The organism is Virgisporangium aurantiacum, from assembly GCF_016863635.1.
Taxonomy (GTDB): Bacteria; Actinomycetota; Actinomycetes; order Mycobacteriales; family Micromonosporaceae; genus Virgisporangium; species Virgisporangium aurantiacum.
Genome location: NZ_BOPG01000023.1, coordinates 251,113 through 262,903, shown reverse-complemented (window position 1 = coordinate 262,903; position 11,791 = coordinate 251,113). Strand labels below are relative to the sequence as shown.

Genomic DNA, 11,791 nt, shown 5'->3' with positions numbered 1-11,791 from the left:
GGGGTCAGACCGCCTGCGAGTGGGCCGCGTAATTCTCGCCCTGCCTGTTCATGTCGAGAAGGAGCTTTCGTATCGAGTGACCCAGTGCCGAGTCGTCGGTTCGGAAGACGATCTCCAGCGGAATGTTCGACACATCCGCGATGGTGGGTTGTGCCTCTTCGTCGAGGTTCCAACCTGGACTTTCTGACATGGCGTCAACCCCCTGTGGCCTGGGCATTCCAGTACGCACGACCCGCCGGTGGAACTACCATACGTTGACGCAGATCGAATTCCTACCGATTGCCATCCGGATCGGGAGCATCCGCGGACGACGGCGTCACACGCTGGTGCTGTGGGCCGCGTAGTTCTCTGCCGGTTGCCCGAGATTGTCCACGATCTGACGGACGGCGTCTGCCAGGACCGAGTCGTCGGTGTGGAAGACGGTTTCGAGGGAAAGCCCGGCGACGTCGAGGATGACGGGGTCGCCGTATGCGGCCGGCGAGGGCTCTGCTCCGTCGTCCATTACTGCGCCTTCCGACCGCGGTGTCGGACCCGGGCAGGGGCCGACGGGGGCTACGCCGCAGCGGTGCGCCGGCTCGCCGTCTCGGGTGAGCTTACCGCCTGTGCCACCGTTGGATTCCCCGACACTCGGCTTCGCTCCTCCCAGGCTCGACGGCATATCTCCAGCGCACGGCGGGACGCGTCTTCGTCCTCGTCGGGAACGGGTTCGGCCAGCAACCGTTCGGCCGCGCCGCGCAGGCCGGCGACGAATTCGCGTCCCTCCGTCGTGAGCTCACGGGACCCTTCGAGCGCGGCCAATCCGGCATCGACCTGGCGCCGCGCAATGGCGAACTCCCGGGTGGCCTGCAGTGCCAACTCCGGTGCCGCGCGGAGGCCATGCCAGGCGTCGGCGATGCCCAGGAATGCGTAGACCCCTTGCAGTAGGCCGGCCGTGGGCCGGGGGTCGACGCGCCAGGGGGCGAAGTGCAGTTCGGCGGAGTCAGGCCTGGTGAGCCGAACCAGTTCGAGCAGCCCGCTGAGCTTAGAATGCTGAAACTCGTGCACGAGAGTGATCGCGAGGTCGGGCGCCGACGTTGGCCGGGTGAGCGCCAATGCGCCGAACATGTCGCGCGCGGTTCCGCTGCGCGCCATGTCGCCGTCCGCCAGCGCCAACGGGATGAGGGTGCGCAAGCCTGCGGACATCTCCGCCGCCCGCCGCCGGAGGAGCCGGACCAACAGCGACCATGCGTCCGCGAACAACTGCCGCCACCACTGCAGTTCGTCCGGGCCCAGGCGGCCCACCGGAGGGGCATGATACGAGTTCCGGTAGGGGCTGCAGTCCTCCAGGTTCACCGTCACGGCGAGATCGTCATGCTGGGCCGACAACCGGCGCAGCGGCATCCAGTGGCGGTCGTCGGCGGCGACGCGGACGGTGCGGGCCGGGCCGGCGATCGACGCTACGCCGTCGGACACGTCGATGACCACTGGGCCGTCGGCCCCGACCAATGCGGTGCCGAGGGTTGGCAGGGTGACGCCGCCGCCGATCGCCCACGCCTGCAGCCGGGCGTCCTGACCGGTCCGGATGGCTGACGCGGCGGCCAGCGCTCCGAGCTGGCGCAGGTCGCTGTCGACCGATGCCTGGCGCCCAACCAGTCGCCGGACGGTTTGGGCCGTCCAGGCGCCGACGAGCGGGTCGCTTATCAACTCGGCGACGACTCGCCGGTCGTTCCTGTCGGCGCGGACCAGTACATCTTCGGCGGACCGGCCTTCGCCGAGCCGCGCGGCCTCGACCAGATGCCGGAGCAGCAGCAGGCGCTTGCTGTTCTGCGCCACGGCTAGTTCGCTGACGGAGGCCGGCCCGCCCAGTCCTGACGCGAGAGCGGCGAGGCGGTCCGCCGGAACTCGGTGGAATTGGATCACGTCAGTCTCCCCAGCCGGTCGTCCAGATCCGCCCTGACCCGGCCGTTGATGTGCCGGATGAGGTGCGCGAGGTCAGCACAGTGCACGGAGGGGTTGCGGAATCCGTCACCGGCGCGGAACCGGTGCGCGTAGTGACCCCCGCCGCAGATGGTGTGCACCGGGCACCGGCGGCAGGTGTCGCTCAGGGCGCGCAGGCCGATCTGGCGCGCGACGACGCCCGGATGCAGCAGCGCCGCGTCGAACGGGTCGGTGCGGACGTCGAGGCCGGTATCGCACGCACCGGGGTAGGCCGACTTGAGCGAGTCGACCTGCTCGATCGCGCCGTCGGTCTCCACCACCACGACAGCCACGGGGCTCAGGCCGACCTGCTCGGAGCGCCCGACCCCGCCGAGCGACAGGGCGATGATGTCTTCGAAGAGGCGAATCCGAGTCTCCTTGCGGGGAGCGCCGTACCAGCGGTCGAAGACGGCGATGAGCCAGTCCGCGAGCGGGTGCGGTCCGCCGTCAACCGGATAGGTCGACGGCATTGACCAGTTCGCGTGCGGCAGCAGGAGATCGATCATCGGTGGCCGGTAGCCCACCAACGTCTCGTAGCACGCGAGTGGATCGGTCACCGGGTCGACGGCGCAAAGGATCCCGCCGAACGCGGAGCGGTGGGTGTCGGTGCCTAGCAGGCGCAGTGCGCGGTCCACGGCGTGGAAACTGCCACGTCCGTTCGGGAGCCGCCGACGGCGGTCGTTGTCGGCGGGCGGGCCGTCGAGACTGACTCCGATGGTGACCCCGCAGCCCCGCAGCTTGCCCAGTACGGCGTCGTCGAGCAGGACGCCGTTGGTCTGCATGCGCACATTCAGGGTGCAGGTGGTGCCCAAGACCGCGCGGAAGTCGCCGATGAGCGCGGCCAGCTGGTCGACGCCTACAAGCAACGGCTCGCCGCCGTGGAGAATTAGCCGCATGGCCGGAAGGCGGTGCTCGGCGGCGTGCTCCGCCATCCTGTCGGCGGTGGCGAGCCACACGTCACGGGCCATTAACCGGGGCCGGTCGCGCCAGCTCTGGTCGGCCATCGTGTAGACGTAGCAGTAGTCGCAGGTCAGGTTGCATCGCTGGTGGACCTTGAGAACCACGTCATGGAACGGGGTGGGTCGCCAGCCGCCCGCCCGCAGAGTCGCCACGTCGAGCGTCGCGTGTGGCCACACCGCCGCGCCGCGCACCGCGCGCAGGCCGAGCATCCGACCCTTGGACACGGGATCAGCCCCCGGACGCCGGGGTGGCTTCGCAGCGGCAGGTCATGCGGTGATTCTCCTCAGGTCGGGCTCAAACCGGCGGGGGTTCCACGTCACACTCCACCCAGCGGCCGGCCATGGCGGACGCAACCGCCGGAACGTCGGGCCCGAGCGTCCGGCGCAGCGCGTCGATGCTGTGGGCCAGGATGCCGTCGTCACCCGTGGGCTCTCCGCCGAGCAGCAGGCCGAGGTTGATCGCGCAGATGAGCGTGTCGGGGTGCTCCTCGCCGTTGACCCGGCGGGAGTTCTCGAGGGTGCCGGCCAACAGCCGGCGGGCGGTCTCCTCCTCGTGGGCGAGCACCAGGTCGTTGCTGACCCCCACGGCGGCGGCGATCGTGTACGGGTGATCCTGGCCGAGGGCCTGCCGGAGAGCCCGGTAGCTGGCCTCGCCGACGTGCCGGGCCCGTCGCCGTTCGCCAACCGCCCGGAGCACTATGGCCTGGTTCGTCGCCGCCACCAGCGTGAACGGGTTCGGATCACGTTCCCGGTAGACCTGGCTGTGTCGGCTGACCGCCTGGGCGGCCAGTTCGACCGCCCGGAACACTTCGCCAGCGGCGCAAAGGGTGTTCGCGTAGGTCATCATCGCCGCCAGCGTCGTTCGATTGAGCGGACCCAGGTGCGCCAGGCATGTGTGGAACAGGCGGTGCCCCTCGTCGCGAGCTCTGACCAGCTCACCGGTCTTGCGCAGGCCTAGCACGACGGTGCGCCAGGCGGCGAGCACCAGCGGGTGCTTGATGCCGAGGAGGTCACGGTGCGCCGGCCACACCGGCCCTTGGAGATCGAGGGCGGCGGCGTATCTGCCGAGCCCGTACAGGTCGCGGGCGAGGTTCGACATCGCGAGCAGAGTTCGCTGGTGGTGGGTGCCGTACCGCTGGCGGCACAGCTCGACCAGCTCCGCGTCGACGTCGTGGGCGGCCCGGTAGTCACCGGTCGCGCGCAGGCTGACCGCCAGGTTGTTACGGGCGTCGATGGCTTCTTCGCTGTCCCATCCGTCGCCGCGCCGGTGACTGTCGACAATGGATCTGTCGGTCTCCAGCGCCCTGTCGAACTCCCCGGTCACCCGGTACATGACCGCAAGCATGTCGGCCAGTTCCAGCGTGGCGCCGTGGTCCAGGCCGAAGTTCGGGTTCGCGACGAGAGCCCGGTAGCGAGGCTCCAACCCCTGAGAGGCCAACATGTATTCGCCGAGTTCGTACAGCGCGGCGACCCGGCGCCGGAAACAGAACTCCACCTGCTCGTCGTCGGTGACGCCGTGGCGCTCCCAGGCCTGCAACGCCTCGTCGCAGAGGCGGCGACAGCCCTCAAAGTCGCCCACCTCGTATAGAAACTCCGCCTGCTCGACGAGCACCTGACGGACGTCCCGCTCGATCACCTCCGCGATCCGCGCGGGCCGCAGATGCGGGCCGATCCGCATATGCATGTCCCAGGTCAACGGGTTCGTCGGCTGCCCCGGGTTGGCGGCGGCGAGCATCCGGCAGGCGTTGATGTACGCCTCCTTCCGCTCGGCCACCGGCAACGCGTCGCGAACGATCGCCTGTACCAGCCGGTGCACCTGCACCGCCTCGCCGTCTTCGACCACCTTCACCAGCCCGTACCGGCGTAGCCGCCAGATCGCCTCGTCGAGGATCTCCAACTGGTCGAGCAAGCGGCCCAGCGGCGGCGCGATCTGCCTGCCGCCGGCGTTCAGCAAGGTTCGCGAGATCGGCTCGGCGCCGAGGCAGCAAATCAGCTCCAACAACTGGGCCGTCGCGGGAGACTCACGTCGGACCTGCTCGGCGGCGACCGTGAAGCTGGTGGCTACCGTAGTGTGGTAGTCGCCGGGCGGCGACGACCCGAGGATGTCCAGCGCCCGTTCGTCGAACTGCTGGAGGTAATGGCGGACGGGGGTGCGGGTCACTGACTGCATCGCGGCCACCTGCTCCAGTGCCAACGGCAGATCGCCGAGGCGGTCGGCGAGCTGATCAGCGTCGTCGAAGCTGATCTCGTGGCAACGCGCGTTCAGCAGCTCGATGCTCTCGGACCGTGTGAACACGTCGACCTCCACCGGCCGCCCCACATCGAGCCAGGCGGCGTCCCGGGTGGTGATGATCAGGTCGCCCCCGGCCTGCGGCAACAAGGACTGGATCTCATCCGGGGCACCGGCGTTGTCGTAGACAATCAGCCAGCGTTCCGGCCGGCTCTCCAGCCTGCTCAGCACCGTGCGGACGGTCTGTCCCATGTCGAACCGGACCGGCCAGTCGAGCCGCTCGCCTATGCTCGCCAGCGTCGCGGTGACCTGCGACGGATCCTCGGCCGTGATCCAGGCAACGAACGCGTACCTGCTCGCGTACCGGTGCAGGAACTCCGCCGCCAGCTGCGTCTTGCCAACGCCACCGAGCCCGTACAGCACCAACGGACGCCACGGTGATCGGTCAATTGTCGTGGCGATCCGGTCGATCACCTCCCGTCGTCCGGTGAAACCGGGATTGCGTTGCGGGACGGAACCCAGCGGCACGATGCTGGTCGCGGCAGCGGGTCCGGTCGCGACGTCGGACGGGAACTCGCCGGGCGCGGCGTCGAAGGGCAGCTCGACCGGTCGGGGCGTCGGCGGGCTGACGGGCCGCGACGCGGCGGATGGCGACGCCTGCCGGGAATCGACGGCTTCGGACCACAACGCGTGGAACCGCTGCACCTCCTCTTCGACGTTCGGACGGTGCACCGCCATCGCGGCAAGCTGCCGGATGACGCTTTCCACCTTCGACCAACGCGCGAGCGCCTCACCACGGAGAATGGCTCCAACGGTCTCATGGCTCACCGTGTCGGGCATGCTGTCGTTGCGCCGGATCTCGGTACTAATGCGCCGGTACGACGGACGTCCCGCAGCTCGATAGAGCAGTTCCAGTTCGATCAGGAACTCCTCCTGGGGCACCCGCCACACTCCAAGATCTACGCCATAGACCAATTCACCAGTTGACCACTGCCAACTAGCGTCAATTTGCGTCAGGACAGCATTCCATAACGAACCCGCCAGTAGTAACTACCCGTAAATCTTTGGAGGTACGCGGCAGAAACTGATCTCACCGTAGGAGGGCCTCGCACCATCGGCTTAACGGATCCGTCGTGGAGGGGTGCCCGACATGAGTGTTTGTTCGAAGCGGCCCAGGAAGCTCGGCAGAGCGGTGAAAGAGCTGCTCAAGTCCGTCACGGGTCGAGCGGGCCAGGAGTCAACGGGCCGGCCGCTCCCCGATCGGGTCGGTCCCGTGATCCGCCGGAGCCAACGGTCGCCGGACTGCATCGATACGACCGGAACCCCTCGGCCTGAAGGGGGTGATAGCCAGCAGCGCGTACCTAATGCGGCGAGGCCGGCCGGCCCGCCCATCGCCGACGTCGTGATCGTGACCGCGCTCGATGAGGAGCATGCCGCGCTCGTGGCCGCGCTCAGCTGCGTTCTACGGATCGACAGCCGTGGGCGCCGGATCTTAACCGCGGAGGTCGCCGGCCTGCGGGTCGCGGTCGAGTCTCTACACGGCATGGGCAACGTCAGCGCCGCGTCGGCCGCTAGCACCCTCATGGTGGCGTGGCGCGCGAACTATCTCATCCTGGTCGGCATCACCGGTGGATTCGAGAGCGCCGGCGTCCGCCCCGGCGACATCGTCGTTCCCGATCAGGTGGTCGGGTACGAGTCCGGCAAGTTGACGACCGAGGGACCGCGACGTCGTCCCGAGGTGTACCGTCCGGACTTCGACCTGCTCACCGCCGCCCGGGCTGTCGACGCGGACGAATGGGTCACCACGATCCGCACCGCGCCGCCGGAGCCCGGCCTGCCGCCGCGGATCCGGTTCGGAACGGTTCTGAGCGGCGAGAAGGTCATAGCAGACGCCGAATCGGCCGCGGACCTGCGGCAGAGCTGGCCGAAGGCGGTGGCCATCGAGATGGAGAGCTACGGATCGGCGCTAGCGATGTACCGCCACGGTGGTCGATTCCTCATGGTCAAGGGCGTCAGTGATCTCGCCGACGCGAACAAGGACGACCGCTGGCGCGCCTACGCTGCCGAGGGCGCCGCACAGTTCACTCGCGCCGTGTTGCGGCGCATCCCGGTGTGCGAACAGCTGCGGGAGGCCGACGATCTGGCCGTGCCGGGTCCGGTGATGCTGTCGATCTGCTGGGCCCTCGCCGACGACTGGACCACGCTTGCGTATTACTTCCAGATCCCACGCCACGAACTGGTCAGGTACCCGCCCGGCCACGAGCCGATGCGGCTGTGGGACTGGCTCGCCGTTCGCCGCCGCCTGCGTGAGCTGCCCGCAGCGCTCGCGTTCATCGGCCGTCAGGACTTGGCCGAGGCGCTGATGCGCACCGCCTCCCACTCAGGAGCATTCAAACTCTGAGAGATCAGTTCAGAATTAGCTTTCGGAGGTCGATCACTAAGCAGGCCAGGCCGAGTAGGGCTCGGTGGAGGTCGGCTCGGTATTCGGTGCGGGTGCGTAGTCGCTTGAAGGCGTATAACCCGGCGAAGGTGCGCTTGACGTACTAGCGATGGCGTCCGAGGCCGGAGCCGTGTGCGGTGCCGCGGCCGGCGATGCTTGGGGCGATTCCGCGCTGGCGCAGCAGACAGCGGTACTTGTCGTGGTAGTAGCCGCAGTCGGCGTAGAGCAACTATGGACGACGTAGCGGCCCGCCCGACCCGGCCACAACGGTGTGCCTTCCGCGTCGGTGATCAGGTGATATTAGCTGCCAGCCGGCCCTGGTCGACCGGGCTAGGACCGGTGCCTGCCCCCTTTGAGCGCCGTAGATGACTGGAGTCCACGATCGGCCGCGACTGGTCTAGCTGTCCCGCGGCGCGCAACTCGGCCAGGACCATCTCGTGTAGCTGCTGCCACACGCTCGGTGCGAGTCCTTGAGCCGCCGCCAACACGTGGAGCCCGACGCGCCGAACATCGCTGTTCGTGGTCGTTCCAGTTCAGGCAAATCGGGGCCACGAACAGGATCCCTTCCAACGCCGCCCGATCGGAGTTTGGCAACCGGCCCAGGTACCGAAACCGGCGGGGATGCACCGGCAGCAGCGGCTCCAACCGCTTCCATACTCATCCGTGAGCATCGTGTCAGACACCGCATGGGTCTCGACCCCGAAGTAACCGCATTCGGGTGATCGCCGCGTTGAAGCCCAGCTGGTCGTCGTAGGCGGCCCCCCGGCCGGACGTACAACGCCTGCCCCCGGACGCTACTGACGCAGCGACGGTCACCGCCGTCCAGCTGCGTCAGCTCCTCAAAGCGGCTGGTCACAGCCGGGCAGTGGCAGACCGGCGACTCGGAAATCCTCGTCGTCGCTGAGGCTCGCTACGACGGGCCACGACTGGCGTGGCTGCTTCGGGATCTGCCGTGCAGGTGCTGATCCGGCCGCGGTCGGACCGCGTGGACGGGCCGCATCCCCACTACCGAGGTTACGAGACGTCCCCAAGTCGAACACCATCGTGGCCCGGACACAGATACCTGCGACCTTCGGTCGCAACTTAAGTGCATACGGCCCAACATTTTGAGTGGCTGGCCAACCGAGGTTCATGTCCTCAGGCAAATCCTTGTCTTGTGATGATCGGACGGAGACATGCGCGGCGGAGGTGTCTAGACTGAGTGACGTTCGAGCCCTCAGTTTCCCTTCTGTTAACTGAAGATCACAGTCGGCGTACTGGATGCGAGGTAGCCAGTACGACGCTCCGTCGAGCATGAGAGATGTCGGCTGGAGGGCAACGGCACCCAGGCGCCTACCTGGGTGCCGTTGTGTTTCGCCGTACTGGGAGCCATAATTGACGTTGAGTCGGATACGGTCAGCGCGCGTTCATGAGAGAGGCCATCGCCGTAATGACGGCGGCAACGGCCAGCACGTATTGAATCAATTGGGCGTGACTGAGGCGCGACAAGCGCTCGCGTCGGCGGGACCTGCGGGTGCTCCGCCTGTCACCGTGCTGGCGGATAGTCTCCAGCGTCATTGACTCCGAATCCACTGGGACCGACTGTCCGTACGCTCGTCTTAAGGCGCGAATTTCGCTCGCGCACAGCGAGTGGAGGCAAACGCTTTTTGGATGTCTGCGGCACCCGCGCGGTCGAGGACCCCGTGCCGGTCGCGTCGGTACGTTAGACGCCGGAGTTTGATTGCTGCGTTTGCAACCTCTCCCCGATCTCCTGTGATCGGGCGACGTCCTATTCGAACTTCTTCTCTTATGCTGCTTGCCGGCGACCTTCCGGCCGCGCCCATTGCTCGTTGACACTCCGTCATGCCTTTCTCGTGCTCTTGGCGCCCATGAGGGCTTTGAGAGATGTCGGCTGAAATAACAGAAGTCTGTTTGAAGCGGTGAAAGCGAGCGAATGCCTTGACTCAACCTCTCCGCCCTTGCCTAGGGGGCGGCGTCAAGGATCCTACTGATGCCTTCCAATTGCTAACTGATAACTGGCGCCATGATTCTCCATTCTCCGGGAGAAATGCCGATCTTCAGATCGAGCCTGCTGGCATCGTAAGACTTAGAGGTGTCGCTTCCCATCGGATTCAGCAACAGATTGCTGCCAACGTTTACCAGTTGGTCAGTGCGGTCACTCGACCGACTTCAGGGGCGTTACGATCTCAAGAGATTCTCTTCGCTGTACCTCGGATTTCTGTTCGGGCGGACGTGACACTCAATAGAACACGGTCTGTTTCGCGGTACGCACCTACCGACAGCCGCAATTCAGGAGTCGAACCGCCAGTAGCCGCGGTCTGGCACGACAAACTCTCGGTGCAGTGCCGAATAGAGGCTGGGTTGGCGTTGTGGCGAGGCTCCTTGTTTGTGCGCGTTCCTGTGGGTCCCTCGAAATTATGTTCGGGCACGATGACGGCGCCAAGAGCCGTTACGGGGAGTATTTGACAAATTGTGTCAAGAGATGGCGAGGGTGATTCGAGTTGGCGATTGGCAACATGGCACGCCAACCTGCTACGAATGACCGAGGCCATCGTCGTAGTTAGATCGGCGGAGCCGAGGTGTCTAGGGAATCGCCGGACATCACAAGTCTCCGCCACTTACCGGGGTCAGCCGGAGAACTTGCAGCTCAGCTGGCAAGTCGTCAACTGATTCAGTCGCGGCCGTCTGTTGCTGGTGCCGCAAATCATGAATGCTTCTCGTGTATTGGCGTACCTCATCAGCCTGGGTTTCCATGGCTACACGAGAGCCAGATTGCCGAATCCAGGTGCTCAATTAGGGCATTCCTGTCATCGCAATTTTGCAACTTCTGTGCTGTAGGGCATTGCCGGGGAAGATCAAAATTTGCCGGATAGCTCCAAAAGTTTACGGGTGGTTACCAGTGGTGGATCGGTATGGAATGCTGCCCTGACGGAAGTTGACATACCTAGTTGGCATTTGATCAACCGACTGAACGCAGATCCTTGGAGGGTGCGAGCACCTGGTCCAGGGCTGCCGCCGCTTCTACAGGTTCCCAGCGTTGCCTCGCCAGACGGCGAGGTCATACCTGGCACTCAGGGTGTCGGGGTGGTTGTGGCGCTGGGGAGGGCGAGGCGGAGGGCCGTACTAACAACATTGATTGGTCGTTCGCTGCGGGGGAGCCATTGGACGTAGGTGCTCAGGGTGTGTTGAAGGTTGGAGTGGCGGAGTGTTCGCTGGACGTGTTGCGGGTCGACGCCGTTGGTGAGCATGGTGGTGGCGCAGAAGTGGCGGAGGGCGTGAAAGGTGCCATGCTTGACCGGCCATCGGGCGGCGTCGCGCCACCGGGTCCAGTGCTCTGACCAGCGACGGTCATGGAACGGTCTGCCGCGTTGGTCGGTAAACAGCAGCTTCGCGATCCGCCGGCGCGGTTCGCGCTCGGTGGCGTCTACGAGGCCGACTTCGCGGACGCCGTAGTAGGACAGGTGTTGGGCCAGAGCGCCTCCTGCGGCTAATTGAGGGCGATGGTGCCAGCGGAGCCGCCCTTGGGCTCCTTGAGGAAGAATCCGCCGTGGTCGCGGGTGTCGTACTGCAGCTGCTGCCGGGACGTGGAGTTCGCCGCGGTTCAGGTCGATGCAGGTGGGGGAGTCCTCGATGGCGAGGACTTCGCCGATGCGGCAGCCTTGCCCGGCGCCGAGCCACAGCGCGGCGTGGTACCGCTTCGGTACCACCTCGAACAGGTCGAGTACCTGGCCTTCGGTCGGTATCCATCGCGGTGCGCCGTTCAGTCCGCGGAATGCGGCAGCGGTCTTGATCGCGCGGCACGGGTTGACTCGAATGAGACCGTCGATCTCGGCGCCGTTCATGATCGTGCGGAACAGGTCGTAGTACAGCTTCATCGACGATCGCGGCGTTGCCGGCGGTCCGGCGAGCCGCCGGGAGATCCACTCGAGGACGTCGGTGGTGGTGATCGCACGGATTGGGCCCGGGAATGCCGGGTTCAGGTGGTGGGTGATATTGCCGGGGATGCGGCGGCGGGTCTCGATCTCCCAAGTGAACTCCCGCGATGCCCGCCACCGGTCGGCGTACTCCGGGAAGGTGACCCGGCTGCGTCGGGCCGTCATCGGGCGGCGGCCCGACGATGGTGGCCGTGTCGGCAGGGCGAGCGGTGGTCGGGTGGGTGATCCATGGGTGATCCAGGGGTGATCGACGGTTCTGGTACGGCCCGAC

General features: G+C 66.4%; 7 protein-coding genes and 2 pseudogenes. 2 read left to right on the top strand and 7 right to left on the bottom strand.

The features are described 5' to 3' along the window. Nucleotides 1–4: 4 nt before the first annotated feature. The 5 genes from Vau01_RS18335 to fxsT all read right to left on the bottom strand — a co-directional run bounded on the left by Vau01_RS18335 (nt 5) and on the right by fxsT (nt 6,087). Nucleotides 5–190 carry a hypothetical protein gene (locus tag Vau01_RS18335; RefSeq protein WP_203994008.1) on the bottom strand — a complete coding sequence of 62 codons (186 nt, stop codon included), beginning with the start codon at nt 188–190 and terminating at the stop codon, nt 5–7. Between the two features lie 126 nt (nt 191–316). Next, entirely contained in the window at nt 317–502 is a 186-nt protein-coding gene (locus tag Vau01_RS18330; protein ID WP_203994005.1) for an FxSxx-COOH-like cyclophane-containing RiPP peptide, read from the bottom strand. Between the two features lie 50 nt (nt 503–552). Then, the gene (locus Vau01_RS18325) at nt 553–1,812 is read right to left on the bottom strand and encodes an HEXXH motif domain-containing protein (protein ID WP_239151682.1); all 1,260 of its coding nucleotides are present in this window, start codon (nt 1,810–1,812) and stop codon (nt 553–555) included. Nucleotides 1,813–1,895: 83 nt separating this feature from the next. Next, nucleotides 1,896–3,140 carry an FxsB family cyclophane-forming radical SAM/SPASM peptide maturase gene (locus Vau01_RS18320; RefSeq protein WP_239151681.1) on the bottom strand — a complete coding sequence of 415 codons (1,245 nt, stop codon included), beginning with the start codon at nt 3,138–3,140 and terminating at the stop codon, nt 1,896–1,898. A 70-nt stretch (nt 3,141–3,210) separates the two neighbouring features. Beyond that, complete coding sequence (gene fxsT / locus Vau01_RS18315; RefSeq protein ID WP_203994001.1) at nt 3,211–6,087, bottom strand: FxSxx-COOH system tetratricopeptide repeat protein; 2,877 nt, start codon at nt 6,085–6,087, stop codon at nt 3,211–3,213. A 460-nt stretch (nt 6,088–6,547) separates the two neighbouring features. Here fxsT and Vau01_RS18310 point away from each other — a divergent pair, with 460 nt between their 5' ends. Next, nucleotides 6,548–7,546 carry a 5'-methylthioadenosine/S-adenosylhomocysteine nucleosidase gene (locus Vau01_RS18310; RefSeq protein ID WP_203993998.1) on the top strand — a complete coding sequence of 333 codons (999 nt, stop codon included), beginning with the start codon at nt 6,548–6,550 and terminating at the stop codon, nt 7,544–7,546. Nucleotides 7,547–7,550: 4 nt separating this feature from the next. Here the strand turns inward: Vau01_RS18310 and Vau01_RS18305 are convergent. Next, nucleotides 7,551–8,230 (bottom strand): annotated as a pseudogene (locus Vau01_RS18305) (transposase family protein). Nucleotides 8,231–8,354: 124 nt separating this feature from the next. On the opposite strand from Vau01_RS18305, the pseudogene Vau01_RS65030 reads away from it, so the two are divergent. Then, a pseudogene (locus tag Vau01_RS65030) lies at nt 8,355–8,573 on the top strand (transposase); the annotation flags it as partial. A gap of 2,083 nt (nt 8,574–10,656) precedes the next feature. Here the strand turns inward: Vau01_RS65030 and Vau01_RS18300 are convergent. Next, nucleotides 10,657–11,685: a tyrosine-type recombinase/integrase gene (locus tag Vau01_RS18300; RefSeq protein ID WP_203993997.1), complete on the bottom strand. Its 1,029-nt coding sequence runs from the start codon at nt 11,683–11,685 to the stop codon at nt 10,657–10,659. Nucleotides 11,686–11,791 lie beyond the last annotated feature (106 nt).